Annotated in this window: 6 protein-coding genes and 1 pseudogene; 1 reads left to right on the top strand and 6 read right to left on the bottom strand. The window is 69.6% G+C overall.

Annotated elements, in window-relative coordinates:
• Positions 1 to 6: 6 nt before the first annotated feature.
• The 6 genes and pseudogenes from AB5J62_RS07580 to AB5J62_RS07555 form a co-directional block, all read right to left on the bottom strand.
• The gene (locus AB5J62_RS07580; RefSeq protein ID WP_370947411.1) at positions 7 to 204 is read right to left on the bottom strand and encodes a hypothetical protein; all 198 of its coding nucleotides are present in this window, start codon (positions 202 to 204) and stop codon (positions 7 to 9) included.
• 12 nt (positions 205 to 216) lie between these two features.
• A pseudogene (locus tag AB5J62_RS07575) lies at positions 217 to 4,974 on the bottom strand (type I polyketide synthase); the annotation flags it as partial.
• 21 nt (positions 4,975 to 4,995) lie between these two features.
• A complete protein-coding gene (locus AB5J62_RS07570; RefSeq protein WP_370947410.1) occupies positions 4,996 to 14,889 on the bottom strand; it encodes an SDR family NAD(P)-dependent oxidoreductase in 9,894 nt (3,297 codons plus the stop codon).
• A 245-nt stretch (positions 14,890 to 15,134) separates the two neighbouring features.
• Positions 15,135 to 16,550, bottom strand: coding sequence for an NAD(P)/FAD-dependent oxidoreductase (locus tag AB5J62_RS07565; protein WP_370947409.1), 1,416 nt, complete (start codon positions 16,548 to 16,550; stop codon positions 15,135 to 15,137).
• A 1-nt stretch (position 16,551) separates the two neighbouring features.
• On the bottom strand, positions 16,552 to 17,715 hold the full coding sequence (locus AB5J62_RS07560) for a dihydrodipicolinate synthase family protein (protein ID WP_370947408.1): 1,164 nt from the start codon (positions 17,713 to 17,715) through the stop codon (positions 16,552 to 16,554).
• Between the two features lie 238 nt (positions 17,716 to 17,953).
• Positions 17,954 to 18,541, bottom strand: a complete 588-nt coding sequence (locus AB5J62_RS07555; RefSeq protein WP_370947407.1) for a TetR/AcrR family transcriptional regulator — start codon at positions 18,539 to 18,541, stop codon at positions 17,954 to 17,956.
• Between the two features lie 168 nt (positions 18,542 to 18,709).
• Here AB5J62_RS07555 and AB5J62_RS07550 point away from each other — a divergent pair, with 168 nt between their 5' ends.
• The gene (locus AB5J62_RS07550) at positions 18,710 to 19,657 is read left to right on the top strand and encodes a hypothetical protein (protein ID WP_370947406.1); all 948 of its coding nucleotides are present in this window, start codon (positions 18,710 to 18,712) and stop codon (positions 19,655 to 19,657) included.

The raw sequence follows: 19,657 nt of genomic DNA, 5'->3' as shown, positions 1-19,657 counted from the left end.
ATCTAGTCACGAATGGTCGATCGACGCGTGCGGCGCCACCTGAACCGGCAACCAGCTCACCGTCCTGGCAGGCCAGCACCCCTGCGCGGGCAGCCAGCACACCGGCTCCCCCTTCTCCCCATGCCCCCGCACCACGGACGCGGTCACCCGCGTCCCGGGCGTGTCGTCCGTCTGTGCACGGGTGTCGTCCGTCTGGGTACGCATGACGTCCGCCTCTCAGGCCAGGCCGAGTTCTTTGTCGATGAAGTCGAAGACGTCGTCGGCGGACGCGTCCTCCAGGTTTCCGCCGACGTCCTCGCCGGAACCGAGTGCCTCGTTCGCCTTCGCGAGCAGTGCCTGCAACCGCGCGGTGACCCTGGCCTGCTCGAGCTCGTCGGCGCCGAGCGCGGCCACGGTCGCTTCGAGCTTGTCCAGCTCGGCGGTGATCCCGCCGGAGACGTCGGCCTTCGGCGCGACCTCGCCGCGCATGAACTCCGCCAGCGCCTTGGGGTTCGCGTGGTCGAACACCATGGTCGTCGGCAGCTTCTTGCCGACGGCCGAGGCGAGCCGGTTGCGCAGGTCGACCGCGGACACCGAGTCGAACCCGAGGTCCTTGAACGCCCGCGTCGGCTCGACACCGGACGGGTCGTCGTAGCCGAGCACGGCCGCGACGTTCTTGCGGACCAGCTCCAGCAGCGCCCGGGTCTGCTCGGCCTCGGACATCCCGCCGAGCTTGGCGATCAGCTCGTTCTGGCCCGCGGCGGCGGGCTCGTCCGCGCCGTCGAGGATCGCCTTGACCTCGGGCAACGCGTCGAGCAGCGGCCTGGGACGGGCCATCGTGTAGGTCGGCGCGAACGCCGTCCAGTCGATCTCGGCGACGACGATGTGGCTGTCGTTGTGGTCGAGCGCCTGCTGCAACGCGGCGAGCGCGAGCCGCGGCTCCATCGCGGGCGCGCCGATACGGCGCATCATCGCGGCAAGTTCCTCGTCGACCATGCCGCCCGCCCACGAGCTCCACGCGACCGAGGTCGCGGCGAGCCCGCGTGCCTTGCGCTGGTGCGCGAGCGCGTCGAGGTAGGCGTTGCCGGTCGCGTACGCGCTCTGGTGCGAGCTGCCCCAGACCGCCGCGCCGGACGAGAACAGCACGAACGCGTCGAGTTCGCGGTCGCCGAGCAGGTCGTCGAGGTTGGCCGCGCCGGCGATCTTGGCGTGCCCGACCTCCAGGAACTCGTCGAGCGGCAGGTCGGACAGCGGCGCGATGCGCTGCGAGATCCCGGCCGCGTGGACGACCGAGCGGAGGTCGTCGAGCCCGCCGAGCAGCGACTTGAGCGAGTCGCGGTCGGCGACGTCGCAGGCCGCGATGGTGACCTTGGTACCCAGCGCGGTCAGCTCGGCTTCGAGTTCGGCAGCGCCGGACGCTTCGCGGCCACGACGGCTGGTGAGGACGAGGTGTTCGGCGCCCTTGTTCGCGAGCCAGCGCGCGAGGTGCGCGCCGAGTCCGCCGGTGCCACCGGTGATCAGCGTGCTGCCGCTCGGCGTCCACTCCCTCGCGCCCGGAGTCGTCCCGACCGAAGCGCGGACCATACGACGGGCGTAGATCCCGTTGCCGCGCACGGCGATCGCGTCGTCTTCGACGCCGCCGAGCAGACCGGCGAGCCGCGCGATGGTCGCGTCGTCGGCGTCGGACGGAACGTCGACCATGCCACCCCAGGAGGTGCCGAGGTCGAGCGAGAGCACGGTGCCGAGGCCCCATGCCGACGCCTGGACGGCGTTGCGGACCTCGTCCGGCCGGTCGACCGCGACGGCGTCCGAGGTGACCGCCCAGATCGGCGCGTCGAGCCCGGCGTCGCCGATCGCCTGGATGAAGGTGACCGTGGACTCGATCGTGTCGTCCAGTGCCAGCAGGGAAAGAATGCCGTCGGGTGCGTGCGGGCGCAGTCCCTTGGCGAGCGTCTCCCGGTCCTCATTGGACACTTCGAGCGGGACCACGGTGGTGGTCTCGCCGAGCGCGCCCAGGATCTTGGTGATCAGCGGGTGGTCCTTCTGCCCGGCCGGGATGGCGACCAGCCAGTTGCCGATGGCCGGACTGGACTCCGGAGTGACCGGCTTCCAAGCGATCCTGTAGCGCCAGGTGTCCACAAGGGACTGCTCGCGGAACTTGTCGCGCCAGGACGACACCGCGGGCAGCACCTCGCCGAGCGCGGACGCCTCGACGTTCAGGCGCTCGGCCAGCTCGCCGAAGTCCTGATCCGCGACCGCGTCCCAGAACGCCGAGTCGACCGGGTCGGCGCTGGCCGCCTGGTGCGCCTTGCTGGTGTCCCACCAGAAGTTCTTGTGCTGGAAGGCATACGTCGGCAGGTCGGCACGCTTCGCGCCGCGACCCGCGTAGAACACCGACCAGTCGAGCTTGACCCCGCGTGCCCACGCCTGCGCGAGCGCGGTGACCAGCTCCCGCTCCTCGGGCCGGTCGCGGCGCAGCACCGGCACGAACGCGATGTCCTCGTCGGTGACCAGCGAGTCAGGGCCCATCGCGGCGAGCGCCGAGTCGGGGCCGAGTTCGACGAACGTGGTGACGTTGCGGGCTTCCAGGCTGCGGACCGCGTCGGAGAACCGGACGGCCTCGCGGACGTGGCGCACCCAGTAGTCCGGCGAGGTGAGTTCCTCGGCGGTCGCGAGCTGCCCGGTGAGCGTCGAAATGATCGCGATCTTGGGCGGGTGGAACGTCAGCCCCTGTGCCACCTTGCGGAAGTCTTCGAGCATCGGCTCCATCAGCGGCGAGTGGAACGCGTGCGAAACCTTGAGCTGCTTGGTCTTGCGGCCCTGGGCGTCGAACGCGGCGGCGACGCCGAGCGCGGCCTCCGCCTCGCCGGAGACGACCACGGCGGTCGGCCCGTTGATCACGCCGATGCCGACACCGTCGGTCAGGAACGGCACGACCTCGTCCTCGGACGCCTGGATCGCGACCATCGCACCACCGGTCGGCAGCGCGTTCATCAGCTTGCCGCGAGCCGCGACGAGCGCGGCGGCGTCCTCAAGGGACAGCACCCCGGCGACGTGCGCTGCGGCGAGCTCACCGATCGAGTGCCCGGCCAGGAAATCGGCCTTCCCGCCCCACGACTCGACGAGCCGGTACAGCGCGACCTCGATGGCGAAGAGGCTGCTCTGCGTGTAGACGGTCTGGCTCAGCAGATCGGCGTCAGAACCCCACATGACCTCTTTCAACGGCCGGTCGAGGTGCTTGTCCAGCTCCGAGACGGCCGCGTCCAAGGCCTCCGAGAACGGAGTAAAGCCCGCTAAATCCCGGCCCATGCCGATGCGCTGGGCGCCCTGGCCAGTGAAGAGGAACGCGGTCAGCCCGTCCGAGCGCGTGACGCCCTGGACCACTCCGGCCGGGGTCTCCCCCGCCGCCAGCGCGGTCAGCCCGCGCACGAACTCGTCGCGGTCCTCGGCGACCACGACCGCGCGATTGTCCAAAGCGGACCGGGTGGTGGCGAGCGAGAAACCCAAGTCCAGCAAGGAAGTCTCGCCGAGATTGTCGAGCAGACGCTGAGCCTGCGCGGTCAGCGCGGCGGCGCCCTTGCCCGAGACGACCAGCGGCAGGACTGAACTGGTGACCGTCGGAGCTTCGGTTTCCGGCTCCTCGAACGCGGGAGCCTCTTCGATGATCACGTGCGCGTTGGTGCCGGACAGCCCGAACGAGGAGATGCCCGCGCGACGCGGTTCGTCACCGGCAGGCCACGGCCGCGGCTCGGTGAGCAGCGAGATGTTGCCCGCCGACCAGTCGACCTGCGGGGTCGGCGCGTCGACGTGCAGGGTCTGCGGCATCTTGTCGTGCTTCATCGCCTGGACCATCTTGATGATCCCGGAGACACCGGCCGCCGCCTGCGCGTGGCCGATGTTGGACTTGATCGAACCCAGGTAGAGCGGCTTGTCGGCGGGACGCTGGCCGTAGGTGGCAAGCAGCGCCTGCGCCTCGATCGGGTCGCCGAGCTTGGTGCCGGTGCCGTGCGCCTCGACCAGCTCGACCTGCTCGACGGCGATCTGGGCGTTGGCCAGCGCGTCGCGGATGACCCGCTGCTGCGACGGCCCGTTCGGCGCGGTGATGCCGTTGGACGCGCCGTCCTGGTTGACCGCGGAGCCGCGCACCAGCGCGAGCACGGGGTGGCCATTGCGTCGCGCGTCGGAAAGCCGTTCCAGCAACAGGAAGCCGACGCCCTCGCCCCAGCCGGTGCCGTCGGCAGCGGACGCGAACGCCTTGCAGCGGCCGTTGAGCGCGAGACCGCCCTGCTCGCTGAAGCCGACGAAGGCGGCGGGCGTGGCCATGACCGTCACGCCGCCGGCGAGCGCCAGCGCGCAGTCACCCCGCCGCAGCGACTGGATGGCCCAGTGCAGCGCGACCAAGCTCGAAGAGCACGCGGTGTCGACCGTGACCGCCGGGCCTTCGAGGCCGAGGCAGTAGGCGATGCGCCCGGACGCGACCGCGCCGAGCACGCCGATGCCGCCACCGAGGCCGTAGTCGTGGTAGACGAGCCCGGCGAAGACGCCGGTCTTGGTGCCTTTGAGCGAATGCGGGTCGATGCCCGCGCGCTCGAACGCCTCCCACGACGTCTCCAGCAGCAGCCGCTGCTGCGCGTCGGTCTCGACCGCTTCCTTCGGGCTGATCTTGAAGAAGTCCGCGTCGAACTCGTCGGCGTTGTGCAGGAAGCCACCCTCGCGCGAGTACGTCTTACCCGGCTTGCCAGGCTCGGGGTCGTACAGGCCTTCGGTGTCCCAGCCGCGGTTCTCCGGGAACGTCGAGATCCCGTCCCGGCCCTCGTTCACGAGGTCCCACAACGACTCCGGCGAAGAGATCCCGCCGGGGAAGCGGCAACTCATCGAAACGATGGCAATCGGCTCGTGGTCCTTGGCCTCTACCTCGCGCAGGCGTTTCTTGGTCGACTGCAGGTCGGCCATGGCCCGCTTGAGATAGTCCCGGAGCTTGTCATCGTTGCTGCTGCTCATTGATCCCTCGTTCGCCTAGAGGCCGAGCTCGTTGTCAAGCATGTTGAACAGTTCATCGTCGGTCGCGTCTTCGTAGTCGGTCTCAGTCGTCTCGGTCGCGTTCTGCGCGTCATTCCACTTACGCAGCAACGCTTCCAAGCGGGCGGTGATCCGCGCGGTCCCGTCGGCCGGGACCGAGGCGAGCAGCTGTTCGAGCCGCTCGACCTCTTCGAGCACCGGCGCGGCCGGATCGGCGTTCGGCGCGATCCCGGCACGCAGGAACGCGGCCGCCTCCAGCGAGGTCGGGTAGTCGAAGACCAGGGTCGCGGGCAGCGAGAGCCCGGTCGCCGCGGTCAGCTGCTTGCGCAACTCGACCGCCGCCAGCGAGTCGAAACCGAGTTCCTTGAACGCGCGGCCCGGCTCGATCGACTCCGGCCCGGCGTGCCCGAGCACCGCGGCGACGTGCGTGCGGACCACGTCGAGCAGCACGCGGTCGACCTCGTCGTCGGGCAGCCCGGCGAGCTTCTTGCGCAGCTCGGCGCCGCTGTCGCCCGCCTGCTTGGCCGGCACCTTGACCAGGCCGGACAGCAGCACCGGCAGCTCACCGGCGCGGGCACGCAAGGTCGCGTGGTCGAGCCGGATCGGCACGACCAGCGCTTCCGGCGCGGACAACGCCACGTCGAACGCTTTAAGTCCGTCCTCTGTGGACAGTTCGGGCAGGCCGAGCGCGGTGAACGTCTCGTTGGGCTCGCCCCAGGTGCCGAAGGCGAGCATGGTCGCGGGAAGTCCGTCCGCCTGCCGGAGCTGGGCGAGCGCCTCGGCGAAGCAATCCCCTGCCGCCGACGCGGCCTGTCCGGTCCCGTAGAGCAGCGAGGTGGCCGAGCCGAGGATGACGAAGTTCGCGAGTCCGCGGGTCTGCTCGTGCAGGTTGTAGGCGGCGGCCGCCTGGTTCCGCAAGGCTTCCGCGAGCTGCTCCGGGGTGAGCGAGTCGACCAGCGCCGTCGGGGCGGGCGCGGGTGCGTGGATCACCGCGGTCAGCGGGTGCTCGTCGGAGATGTCGTTGAGCACCTTGGCGAGCGCGTCCGCGTCGGCGGGGTCACCGTCGAAGAAGACCAGGTTCTCGGCGCCGAGGTGGCGTGCGATGTCCTCGCCGTGCGGTCCGCCGGTCACCAGCACGGTCCCGGACCAGGCCACCGGCGCGTCCACTGTGGACACCTTGGCGAGCCTCGGCACCCTGGTGACACCACCGTTGATCCGCAGTTCCGGCTCACCGGAGGCGACCGCGGCGGCCAAGTCGGCCGAACCGTCGGTCTCGACGAGCACGAACCGTCCCGGGTGTTCCTCCTGCGCGACCCTGACCAGGCCACGCACCGGCGCCTGCGCCAGGCTGCCGTCGATGACGAACACGGCCTCGCCGGGCTGCTGGATCCTGGCCAGCGCGGTGGCCGCGTTGGCCTGGGCCGCGGCGAGCACGTCCGAGCCGGACTGCCAGCTGTCGACGTACTCGGCCTCGATCTCCGCGGGGATCGTGCGGACCGGGATCCAGTCGATCCGGTGCAGCGCGTCGAGACGGCCCGTGGCGAACTCGTCCGCCGTGACGGGTTCCGTGGTCAGCGACTCGACGCTCAGGACCGGGCGGCCCTCCTCGTCGGCCGCGAACACGGAAAGTTGGCCCGGCGCTGCGGGTGAGACGCGCACCCGCAGCGCCGCTGCGCCGGCCGCGTGGAGGGAAACCCCGGTCCACACGGACGGCAGCCTCGTGCCGCCGTCAAGCCTGCTGACCTGCAACGCGGCGTCGAACAACGCGGGGTGCAGGCCGAACGTTCCGGCTTCGTCGACAGCGACCTCGGCGAAAAGATCGTCGCCCTTGCGCCAGGCGGCCTTGAGACCCTGGAAAGCCGGTCCGTAGGCGTAACCCTGGGCAAGGAGGTTCTCGTACAGGTCGTCGAGCGCGGTCGCCCCGGCGGGCGGCCACTGGGTGAGGTCGTCGGACGACGTCACCGAGGCGGTGATCAGCGTGCCTGCCGCATGCCGGGTCCACGCCTCGTCCTCGCCGCGCGAGTGGATGGTGACCTCGCGGCCGCCCTCCTCGTCCGGCGCGCCGACGACGACGCGCAGCGCCCGGTTTTCGTTGAGCACCAACGGCTTCTCGGCCGTCAGCTCAGCGAGCGTGGCGGCGCCGACGTGCGCACCGGCCGCGAGGGCCAGCTCGGCGAGCCCGGCGCCGGGGAAGACGACCGAGCCGAGCACGTCGTGGTCGGCGAGCCACGGCTGCGCCTCGGCCGAAAGCCGCCCGGTCAGCACCAGGCTGTCCGGCAGTTCGACGGCCGCGCTGAGCAGCGGGTGCTCGGCGGAGTTCTGGCCGAGGCTGGCGACGTCGCCCGCACCGGCGGCGTTGCTCATCCAGAACCGCTGGTGCGTGAACGCGTAAGTCGGCAAGTCGACACGGCGCGCCTTGCCGCCGAAGAACGCCGCCCAGTCGACCCCGATCCCGCGCTCGAAAGCCTGCCCCAGCGCGGAAAGCAGCTCGCGCTCCTCGGCCCGGTTCCGCCTGAGGACCGGGATAAAGCCCGCTTTACTCCCGGGAGTAAAGCCCGCTTTATCCCCCGGAGTAAAGCCCGCTTTATCCACGCAGTCCTGGCCCATCGCGGTGAGCACCGCGTCCGGGCCCAGCTCGACGAACGTGGTGACGTTGCGACCGACCAGGTAGTCGATGGCGTCCGCGAAGCGGACCGCCTCGCGGACGTGCGTGACCCAGTACTCGGCGTTCGTCACGTCGCCCAGCTCGCCGGTGACGTTCGAGACGATCGGGATCTTGGGCGCGTGGTACGTGAGGCCGGAAGCGACCTCGCGGAACTCGGCGAGCATCGGCTCCATCAGCGGCGAGTGGAACGCGTGGCTGACCTTGAGCCGGGTCGTCTTGCGGTCGGCCTCGAAGTGGGCCTTGATCGCGAGCGCGGCGGTCTCGTCGCCGGAGACGACGATCGAGCGCGGCCCGTTGATCGCCGCGATGCTCACGGCGTCGGTCAGCAGCGGCTTGACCTCTTCCTCGGTCGCCTGGATCGCGACCATGGCACCGCCGGTGGGCAGCGCGTTCATCAGCCGTCCGCGTGCCGCGACCAGCTTCGCCGCGTCTTCGAGGCTCAGCACGCCGGCGACGTGCGCGGCGGCCAGCTCACCGATCGAGTGCCCGGCCAGGAAGTCCGGCGTGACGCCCCACGACTCGACGGTCCGGAACAACGCCACCTCGACGGCGAAGAGGCTGCTCTGCGTGTAGACGGTCTGGCTCAGCAGGTCCGCGTCCTCGCCCCAGACGACTTCGCGCAGCGGCCGGTCGAGGTGCTTGTCCAGCTCCGCGACCACGGCGTCGAAGGCTTCGGCGAAGACTGGGAACTGCCCGGCGAGCGCCTGTCCCATACCGAGACGCTGGGCACCCTGGCCGGTGAAGAGGAAGGCCGTCGAGCCGGTCACCTTGGTGGTGCCCTTGGTCTCGCCGGTGACCAGCGCGGTCAGGCCTTCGCGCAGCTCGTCACGGTTGCCAGCCACGAAAACCGCTCGGCTTTCCAGCGCGGCCCGCGAGGTCGCGAGCGAGTAGGCAAGATCGGTCAGCCCGGTGTCCACATAGGACATCAGACGCTGGGCCTGCTCGGCCAGCGCGGCCTCGTCCTTGGCCGAGATGACCACGGGGACCAGCGAATCCTCGCTGGTCGCGGCTTCTTCGGGCTCGACGTGCTCGATGATCACGTGCGCGTTGGTGCCGCTGATGCCGAACGACGACACGCCCGCGCGGCGCGGCCGTCCGGTCTCCGGCCACTCGACCGGCTCGGTCAGCAGCTCGACCGCGCCCTCGGTCCAGTCGACCTTCGGCGACGGCTCGTCGACGAACAACGTCTTGGGCAGCACGCCGTTGTGCATCGCGAGGACCATCTTGATGATCCCGGCGACACCGGCGGCGGCCTGCGTGTGCCCCAGGTTCGACTTGATCGACCCCAGCCACAGCGGGTTCGAGCGCTCCTGGCCGTAGGTCGCGAGCAGCGCCTGCGCCTCGATCGGGTCGCCGAGCATGGTGCCGGTGCCGTGCGCCTCGACCGCGTCGACATCGGCGGTCTTGAGGCCCGCGTTGGCCAGCGCCTGCATGATGACCCGCTGCTGGGACGGGCCGTTCGGCGCGGTCAGGCCGTTGGACGCGCCGTCCTGGTTGACCGCGGTCGACTTGACGATCGCCAGCACCGGGTGCCCGTTCTTGCGAGCGTCCGAAAGCCGCTCGACCAAGAGCAGCCCGGCGCCCTCACCCCAGCCGGTGCCGTCGGCGGCGGCCGCGAAAGACTTGCACTTGCCGTCGACCGACAGCCCGCGCTGACGGCTGAACTCGACCGAAGTGTCCAAAGAGGACATCACGGTGACACCGCCGACGAGCGCCAGTGAGCATTCACCGCGCCTGAGTGACTGTGTGGCCCAATGCAAAGCGACCAGGCTCGACGAGCAGGCAGTGTCCACAGTGACCGCCGGGCCTTCGAGACCCAGCGTGTAGGAGACCCGGCCGGAGACCACGCTGCCAGGGCTGGAACCCAGGTAGTCGTGGTACATGACGCCCGCGAACACGCCCGTCGAGCTGCCGCGCAGCGATGTCGGGTCGATGCCCGCGCGCTCCAAGGTCTCCCAGGCGGTTTCGAGCAGGATTCGTTGCTGCGGGTCCATTTCCATGGCCTCGCGCGGCGAGATGTCGAAGAACGCGGCGTCGAACTCGCCCGCTTCGTGCAGGTACCCGCCGAACTTGCTGTACGTCTTGCCCGGCTTGCCAGGCTCGGGGTCGTACAGGTTCTCGATGTCCCAGCCGCGGTCCAGCGGGAAGCTCGACACGGAGTCGTTGCCCGCCATGAGGAACTGCCACAGCTCCTCCGGATTGCCGATCTCCGGGAAGCGGCAGGCCATCGACACGATCGCGATCGGCTCGTCGTCGGCGACGGCCGTCGTGGTGACCTTGACGGCCTTGGCCGCGCCGCCGAGCGCCTGCTTGAGGTAGCCGACGACCGCGCGTGAGCTCGGGTAGTCGAAGGCCAGCGTCGCGGGGAGCCGCAGGCCGGTGTCGGCGTGCAGGTGGTTGCGCAGTTCGAGGGCGGCGAGCGAGTCGAAGCCGAGGTCGGAGAACGCCTTGTCCGGCTCGATCGCGTCGGCCGAGGAGTGCCCGAGTACCCCGGCGACGTGCTTGGTGACCAGCTCCAGCAGCAACCGGTCACGACCGGCCTCGTCGAGCCCGGCGAGCCGAGTCTCAAGGCCACCAGCGGTGATGCTGCCCGCCTTGGCGGCCTGGCGGTTCGGCACACGGACGAGCCCGGTGAGGATGGCCGGGATCAGGCTGCCCTGGTTGCGCAGCGCGCCGAGGTCGAGCCGGATCGGCAGCACCAGCGCGGAGTCCGTGCGCAGTGCCGCGTCGAACAGCGCGACACCTTCGGACGGCACGATCGCCGGGGTCCCGGCGCGGGCGAGCCGGTCGAGGTCGGCGTCCGACAGCTGGTCGGCCATGCCGCCGACCTCGGCCCACGGACCCCACGGCAGCGAGACGCCGGGCAGCCCGGCGGCGCGGCGGTGCTGGGCGAGCGAGTCGAGGAAGACGTTCGCGGTGGCGTAGTTCGCCTGCCCCGAGCCGCCGAGTATGCCCGCCGCCGACGAGAAGAGCACGAAGGCCTTGAGCCCGGCCTCGGCGGTGAGTTCGTGCAGGTAGAAGGCGGCGTCGGCCTTGGGGCGCAACACCTTGTCGAAGCGTTCGGCGCTCTGCGACGCGAGCGTGGCGTCGTCGAGGATGCCCGCCGCGTGCACCACGCCGGTCAGCGGGTGCGCGGCGATGAGGGTGGCCAGTGCGCCCCGGTCCGAGACGTCGCAGGCCGCGATGGTGACGGTCGCGCCGAGGTCTTCCAGCTCGTGCTGGAGTTCGAGCGCGCCGGGCGCGTCGATGCCGCGACGGCTGGTCAGCACGAGGTGCTGCACGCCGCGCGTGGTGAGGTGCTTGGCGAACAGCGCGCCGAGACCGCCGGTGCCACCGGTGATCAGCACGGTGTCGTGCTCGTCCCACTCGATGTCCACATCGGACTTCTCGGCGCGGGTGAGGCGCGGGGCGAGCAGTTTTCCGCCGCGGATGGCGACTTCGGCTTCCCCGGACGCCGCGGCGACCGCGACATCGAGCGAGCCGTCGGTGTCGACCAGCACGATCCGGCCGGGTTCTTCGGCCTGCGCGGCGCGCACGAGACCCCAGATCGGCGCCTGGGTGAGATCGACGTCGTCGTCGGCCCCGACCGCCATCGCGCGCTCGGTGACGACGACCAGCTGATCTTCCGAAGCCTGGAGCTTTTCCAGCAGCGCGTAGGCGTTCTCGCGCATCCCGATGAGGACGTCGTCGCTGCCGGCCGCCTGCCAGACATCCACAGTGGACGAAGTGTCCGGGGTGCGGACCGGCACCCAGGAGACCTGGAACAGCGAGTCGCTCGTGCTGGTCAGCTGGTCGGCGGAGATCGCCCGCGCAGCCAGGTTGTCGACCGACAGCACCGGGTTTCCGGAGAGGTCGGCGAGTTCGATACGGCCGTTCGAGAGCCGCACGCGCGCGGCGGACGCGCCGACCGCGTACAGCGAAACCCCGTTCCAGGAGAACGGAAGCAGCGTCTCGTCACTGTCGGAAAGCAGCTCGACGTGCATGGCCGCGTCCAGCAGTGCCGGGTGCAGGCCGAAGCGCTCGGCACCGGCGCCCTCGGGCAGCGCGACCTCGGCGAACAGCTCGTCACCGCGCCGCCACGCCGACTTGAGGCCCTGGAACGTAGGCCCGTAGCCATAACCGCGGCCGACGAGCTTCTCGTAGACGCCTTCGACGTCGACCGGGGTCGCGCCGGCGGGCGGCCACTCGGCGAGGTCGAAGCCCGCCGCGTCGGTGCTCTCGACCAGCGTGCCGGTCGCGTGCCGGGTCCACGGCTCGTCCTGGCCGCCGGAGTAGATCCCGATGCTGCGGACGCCCGACTCGTCGGGGCCGACGACGGCTTGCAGCGAAACGCCGCCGCGCGGCGGCAGGATCAGCGGCACCTCGAGGATGAGTTCTTCGATCCGCCCGGTGCCGACCTGGTCACCGGCGCGGACGGCGAGTTCGACGAACGCGGTGCCCGGCACGAGAACCGAGCCGAGCACGTCGTGATCGGCGAGCCACGGGTGCGTCTCGAACGACAGCCTGCCGGTCAGCACCACGCCACCGGACTCCGGCGACGGGACGACCGCGCCCAGCAGCGGGTGCTCGGCGGCGATCTGCCCGACCCCGGCCACGTCCTGCGTGACGGCGGTGGTGTCGATCCAGAAGTGCTTGTGCTGGAAGGCGTACGTCGGCAGGTCGACCCGCTTCGCGCCGCGCCCCGCGAAGAAGTTCGCCCAGTTGACGGTGACGCCGCGGGTGAACGCGGTCCCGAGCGCGCTGACGAGTTCGGTCTCTTCGGACCGCTCCCGGCGCAAGGTCGGGATGAAGGCCGCGGTCTCCCCTTCGAGGCACTCGGGGCCCATCGCGGTGAGCGCCGCGTCCGGGCCCAGCTCGACGAAGCTGGTGACGTTCTTGCCTTCGAGCGTGCGGATGGCGTCGAGGAACCGGACCGGCTGGCGGACGTGCTTGGCCCAGTAGTCGGGCGAGCTGAGCTCCTCGGCCGTCGCGGGCTTGCCGGTGAGCGTCGAGACGATCGGGATCTTGGGCTTGCTGAAGGTGATGGTCGCCGCGACCTTGCGGAAGTCGGCGAGCATCGGCTCCATCAGCGGCGAGTGGAACGCGTGCGAGACGGCGAGACGCTTGGTCTTGCGGTCGCTGAAGTGCTCGGCGATCTTGGTGGCCGCGGCCTCGGTGCCGGAGACGACGACCGAGCGCGGGCCGTTGATGCCACCGAAGCCGACCTCGTCGGTCAGGTGCGGGAGCACCTCTTCCTCACTGGCCTGGATGGCGATCATGGCGCCGCCCTCGGGCAGCGCGTTCATCAGTTTTCCGCGTGCCACAACGAGTTTCGCGGCGTCTTCGAGTGAGAAGACGCCGGAGACGTGAGCTGCGGCCAGCTCACCGATCGAGTGCCCGGCCAGGAAGTCGGGCTTGACGCCCCACGACTCCAGCAGCCGGAACAACGCCACCTCGACGGCGAACAGTGCGGGCTGCGTGTAGCCGGTGCGGTTCAGTTTTGACTGGTCGTCGCCCCAGACGGCGTCCTTGAGCGGCCAGCCGAGGTGCTTGTCGATCTCGGTGACGGCCGCGTCGAACGCGTCGCGGAAGGCCGGGAACAGCTCGGCAAGCTCGCGGCCCATACCGATGCGCTGGGCGCCCTGGCCGGTGAAGAGGAAGGCGAGCTTGCCGCCCTTGACCTGTCCGAAAGTCGCTTTCGGCAGATCGCCGCCGAGCGCGGCCGACCGGAACTCCAGGAACGTGCGGGTGGTCGCGAGCGAGTACGCGACGTCGAGCAGGTCGGCGTCCACAGTGGACAAGCGAGTGAGCTGATCGTGCAGCGCGGCAGCGGTTTTGCCGGACACCAGCCACGGAACGACCTTCGCGGTGACCGTGACCGGGGCTTCTTCGGGCTCTTCCTCGGGCTCCGGCGCCTGCTCGACGATGACGTGCGAGTTGGTCCCGCTGATGCCGAACGACGAAACGCCCGCGCGGCGCGGCTGGCCGTGGTCGGGCCACGGCTGCGCCTCGGTGAGCAGCTTGACGTTGCCCGCTTCCCAGTCGACCTGGGTGTTCGGCTCGTCGACGTGCAGGGTCTGCGGGATCAGGCCGTGCTGGATCGACAGGACCATCTTCATGATCCCGGCGACACCGGCGGCGGCCTGGGTGTGACCCATGTTGGACTTCAGCGAGCCGAGCCACAACGGGCGCTCGCGGTCCTGGCCGTAGGTGGCGAGCAGCGCCTGCGCCTCGATCGGGTCGCCGAGCTTGGTGCCGGTGCCGTGCGCCTCGACGACGTCGACGTCCGCGGCGGTGAGCTTCGCGTTGGCCAGCGCCTTCTGGATGACCCGCTGCTGCGACGGGCCGTTCGGCGCGGTGAGCCCGCTGGACGCGCCGTCCTGGTTGACCGCGCTGCCCGCGATCACCGCGAGCACCGGGTGCCCGTTGGCGCGCGCGTCGGAAAGCCTTTCCACCAACAGGATCGCGGCGCCTTCGCCCCAGCCAGTGCCGTCGGCGGCGGCGGCGAAGGACTTGCAGCGGCCGTTGGCGGCGAGACCGCGCTGCTCGCTGAAGCCGACGAAGGTCTCGGGGGTCGCCATCACGGTCACGCCGCCGGCGAGCGCGAGCTGGCACTCGCCGCGTCGCAGCGACTGAATGGCCCAGTGCAACGCGACCAAGGAGCTGGAACACGCGGTGTCGACGGTGACCGCCGGGCCTTCGAGCCCGAGCGTGTAGGAAACACGGCCGGAAACAATGGAACCGGAACTGCCCGCGATACCGTAATCGTGATACATCACCCCGGCGAAAACACCGGTCGAACTCCCCTTGAGGGAAACCGGGTCGATACCGCCGCGTTCGAGAGCCTCCCACGCCACTTCGAGCAATAAGCGCTGCTGAGGATCGGTCTCGACGGCTTCCTTCGGGCTGATTTTGAAGAAGTTGGCGTCGAACTCGGCGGCATTGTGCAGAAAACCGCCTTCACGCGAATACGTTTTGCCGGGCACACCGGGCGTCGGGTCGTAAATTCCCTCGGTGTCCCAACCCCGGTCTACCGGGAAGTCGGAGATCGCGTCGGTGCCCGTGCTCACCAGCTGCCACAGGTCTTCCGGCGTGCGCACGCCGCCGGGGAAGCGACAGGCCATCGAAACGATGGCGATCGGTTCGGACTCCTGCCGTTCGTTGTCGGCAATACGCTTGCGGGCTTCTCGAAGATCAGCAGTCGCTCGCTTGAGGTAATCAAGAAGCTTCTCTTCGTTGCTCACCAAGGCCATCCCTACTGAAATCGGTGGAGAAACCCAATCTGCTCAGCTATACAAATCACTGAATAAGGCCAGGTCAGAGCGTCATCCCGCGAGTTCCAAAGTACTTACGCCCCCACACCCCGCCAACCCCTACAAGGCCCCCAGCCGCCCCTAGATGCCCAGGTGCACCCCAATTGACAGTGGCCGCCAAGCGAGATCATCGCTTGGCGGCCACTGCTCTTATGGGGTGACCTACGCGGGGTTCTGCCTTAGTTCGGGTCGGCCTGATGGGGGGAGGTCGCCGAGTGGGGCAGATGCAGGTCACGAAGCTCAGGGAACTGAGCGATGGCTTCGTCTTCGCTCAGCACCGGCCCGGTGGGGCGGTCAGGAGCGAACAGCTTCGCGGCCAGTTCGGCCATCTTCGCCGGTGACGCCATCAGCGTGTAGACCTCGAGCGTCGTCTTGCAGACCTCGGGGTCGATGATCGACTGCTGCGCCAGCGCCATGCCGAACGCGGCTTCCTCTTCGCTGAACTCGACCTCGACGTTCGACTTCACGTCGGGGAAGGCCCGGTCCTGACCGGCGGCCATCGCCCACGGCCAGTCCGCGCACTGCGCGATGGCGTTCTGCGCGGCCTCGGCCAGACCCGGCTTGAGCCCGATCCGGTCCAGCTCGCCACGCAGTGCCAGCGCACCCTGCGCCGAAACCGACATTCCGTGCGCATACACGGGGTTCAGCGCCGCGGCCGAGTCACCGATCGCGACGAAGCCCTCCGGAACGGGCAGCCGGTCGTAGAACCGACGCCAGTTGCCGGTGCCCCGGTACGGCCGGACTTCCCCGGTGGGGACGGCCTTTTCGACCAGGTTCGCGACGATCGGGTGCCGCATCGACTGGGCGAACTTGATGAACTCGTCATCCGCGGTGGACGGCTGGCCGCCACGGGTGCCGGTCATCGTGACGATCCAGCGGCCGCCTTCGATCGGCAGCAGCGTCGCGCCCCGGCCTGGCTGGCCGGTGCCGGGCTGCGGCTGGATGATGACCACCGGCATGTCGTCGCCGGCACCTTCGGGAGCGGTGAAAATCCGTCCGGCGTATGCGAGTCCCGAGTCGACGAGCTCCTCTTCCACCTGCGGCAGGCCGAGTTCGACCAGCCACTGCGGCGCCTTGGAACGACGTCCGGCGGCGTCGACGACGAAGTCGGCCGAGACGACCTCTTCCTCGCCGCCGTCCCGCTCGACGCGCACACCGGTGACCTTGGTGGCGTCACCGACCAGGCCGACCGCCTTCGTCGACTCCCACACGGTGATCCTGGTGTCCTTCAAGACCTGCGTGCGCAGCACGTGGTCGATCAGGTCACGCGAGCAGGTGATCACGAACGCCGGGCTCTCCACCCGCGGGTACCAGCCCGTGGAGGTGAGCGTCAGCGCGTCGGTCGGCAGGCCGCGGCGGTGCGCGCCCGCGGCGAACAACGCGTCGGTGGTGCCGGGCGCCAGCGCGTCCATCGCGATCGCGCCACCACCCATCAGCATGTGGCTGTGGTGGCCCTGCGGCAGGCCGCGCCGCGGCCGCGGCTCGGTGGGCAGCTGGTCGCTTTCGATCACGACGACCTCGTCGACGTGCTTGGCGAGCGCGGCGGAAGCGAGCATGCCCGCCAGGCCGCCGCCGATGACTACGGCCTTGCTCATGTCATTCCACCCCGTTGGTGACCAGGAACGCGGACAGGCGGTGGGCGGCGAGCTCCGGGTCCGGGAACAGGCCGAGGCCGTCCGCGAGCCGGTACGCCTTGGCCAGGTGCGAGACCGAGCGAGCGGCCTGCTCGCCCCACACCATCCGGAAGTGGTCCTGCGTCCCGGAAAGCCAGGACAGGAACGTGAATCCGGTCTTGTAGAAGCGGATGTTCATGCCGGGGCCCTCGAACAGGTGCATCGAGAGTTCGGCGGTCGGCGCGATCAGGTCACGGAAACCCTGCACGTCACCGGCGTCGAGCTTGCGGCCGGCGGCGGCGATGATCGGCGCGAGCGGGTCGAACACGCCCATCATCGCGTGGCTGTGACCGCGGTCGTCACCGGCGATGACCTCGGGGTAGTTCGTGTCGTCACCGGTGTAGGTCTTGATGCCCTCCGGCACGGCGCGGCGCAGCTCGATCTCGCGCTCGCCGGGCAGCGGCGCGACCTTGATGCCGTCGACCTTGTCCTTGTTGTCGGTGATCACCGAGACGAAGGTCTTGATCTCTTCGTCGATGTCCGTGCTGCCCCAGTAGCCGGTCAGGCTCGGGTCCCATTCGGCGGTCACCCAGTGCACGATCGCGGGCTGGCGCAGCTGGCTGAGCAGCCGCCGGTAGACGTCGGCGTACTCCTCCGGCCCGCGCGCGACGGCGGCGAGCTCACGGCTGGCCATCAGGATCACCTGGGCGCCGGCGCCCTCGATGACCTCGATCTGCTCCTCGTAGGCACGGATGACCTCTTCGAGGGTGTGCTCACCGTGCGCCAGCTGGTCGGTCCACGCGGTGCCCGCGATCTTGCCGCCGACGGCGTGCGCCTCGGCCGCGGACCGCTTGATCAGCTCGGAGGATTCGAGCCAGCCCAGTCCCATGCCACGGTGCGCGGTGTCGAGCGCCTCGGACACGGCGAGGCCGTGCGACCAGATGTGGTGCCGGTACTTGAGCGTCGCTTCCCAGTCGAGCACCGGTGGGGTGTAAGGCTCATTGCCCGCGGTGGGGTCGACGATGACGTGAGGGGCGGCGAAGAAGGTCCGGCTCGTGACAGCCGGTCCACCGGGTACGAACACCGACGGCGTCGTCGACGGCTCGTACGCCGTCAACTCACCGTCCGCGTCGGGGAGTTTGATCATAAAAGTCAGCTCCGGGGCGTCGATCTGGGCGTGGCTTGAGTGGGAAACCGGTTCCTCCGCGGGAGAGCAACCGGCTCGGCCGACGCTGGGCTGTGCGGCCGAACCGCGTTTCATTGAAGCCAGTACCGAACGCCGACCGCCAGAGAAACCGCCCCCTAAAGCCGTGGATAGAGCCCCTATCAACGCGGACGTGCCCCGTCCGGGTCGGACGGGGCACGGGTGTCAGGACGGTCGTTTCCTACGCGGCGGTGGGCTCCTTGGTCTCGGTCAGGATGATCCGCAACGCCTCCGCGAGGTCATGCCCGCTCGGCGCGTTGTCCGGGTCGATCAGCCACTGCGCCATCACCCCGGTCAGCAGCGCCTGGTGGAAACTGCCGACCACCTTGGCCGACTTCTCGTCCACATCGGCGTCGATCTGCTGGAACTGCATCGCCAGCCCAGGCCGCGCCTGCTCGCCCGCGCTCGCCAGCACGTGCCGCACCTCGGGGATGTGCTCGATCTGCGCCAGGATCTCGAAGTTCGCCGCCCACAGCTGCCGGTGCGTGGTGAACAGGTCCACGATCCGCGTCCAGATGTTCTCGAACCGCTCGATCGTGTCGGTCTCCTGCTCATCGGTGGTCATCGCGTTGGTCAGTTCCGCGCCCCACTCGTCGGTCGCCTGCATCAGCGCCTCGTTGAGCAGCGCCTCCTTCGACCCGAAGTGGTAGCCGATCGACGCCAGATTCGTCCCGGAAGCGGCCACGATGTCCCGAGCGGTGGTCCGCGCGTACCCCTTCTCGATCAGGCACCGTTTCGCTCCGACCAGCAAGTCTTCCCTGTGTCCCATGGGGGTCACCTTCCTCAGCACTTCACACGTCCGTCCTAACCACTCGTACTATACACATGTACATGACGCTTGTATAGCTCTCGGCGACGGAGTTGGTTTTGGGACACCTGGCGGCCCAAAACCAACTCCGTGAGCCGAACTGTCGGTGGGCACGCCCATGCTGAGCACGTGGGAGGGAGCAGCTGGGTTCAGCACCCCGTGATCGCGAGTGGCCAGGCCGTGGTGAGTCCGGCCTGGCTCAGTGAGCTGGGCGTGCCGCGCCGGACGATCACCCGCCGGCTCGAGTCGGGCGAGTGGCGCAAGCTGCTGCCGAGGGCGATCTTGCTCAACCGCACCGAGCCGACGGACGAGCAGCGCGTGCACGCCGCACTGCTATACGCGCGCCACGGCGCGATACTCACGGGATTGTGGGCACTACGCCGCCACGGCTTGCGGCGGATTCCCGAACCCCGCGAAGTGCATGTCCTGATCGACAACGTCCACACGACTCAGAGCCGCGCGTTCGCGATGGTCGAACGCACCAAGCGAATGCCTCGGCCCGTGCGCCGAGGTGGCCTTGCGGTGGCACCAATCCCGCGAGCGATCCTCGACGCGGCGCGGCGGTTGACCAGCACCGACCAAATCCGGGCCATGATGGCCGAATCGGTGCAGCGCCGGCGATGCACGGCGCAAGCCCTTCTGCACGAGATCGCCGAAGGTCCCCGCACTGGCTCCGCACGTTTACGTGCCGCCCTCGCCCCGGTGCTGGACAACGTTCATTCGGTCGCCGAGGCAGACGCTTGGGAACTCTGGCGCCGCGCAGGTCTCCCGCCCTGCCAATGGAACGTCAAGATCTTCGACGCCGACGGCAACTACATAGCCACACCCGACGCCTGGTGCCGCAAAGTCGCTTTCGCCTGGGAGATCGACTCACGCGACCACCACTCCGAAGACGACGACTTCGCGAACACCATCGCCCGCAACGCGCGCTACGCGGCAGTCGGGATCGTGGTCCTGCAAACCCTCCCCGCCTGGCTCAGGTCCAAGCCGGACGAGGTCATCGCCCAGCTCCGCGCCGCCTACGAAACCGCCAAGCGCCGTCCCCGCCCGGACATCCGCACCCGGAGCCCAAGCTAA

The organism is Amycolatopsis sp. cg5 (assembly GCF_041346955.1).
Lineage (GTDB): Bacteria > Actinomycetota > Actinomycetes > Mycobacteriales > Pseudonocardiaceae > Amycolatopsis.
Note: the sequence above shows the minus strand (reverse complement) of the source record. Positions and strands in the feature narration are given on the sequence as shown.

Excerpts from the sequence above, each read along its gene's own strand:
- AB5J62_RS07555 (WP_370947407.1), bottom strand. The coding sequence starts at position 18,541 with ATGGGACACAGGGAAGACTTGCTGGTCGGAGCGAAACGGTGCCTGATC.
- AB5J62_RS07565 (WP_370947409.1), bottom strand. The coding sequence starts at position 16,550 with ATGAGCAAGGCCGTAGTCATCGGCGGCGGCCTGGCGGGCATGCTCGCT.
- AB5J62_RS07560 (WP_370947408.1), bottom strand. The coding sequence starts at position 17,715 with ATGATCAAACTCCCCGACGCGGACGGTGAGTTGACGGCGTACGAGCCG.
- AB5J62_RS07580 (WP_370947411.1), bottom strand. The coding sequence starts at position 204 with ATGCGTACCCAGACGGACGACACCCGTGCACAGACGGACGACACGCCC.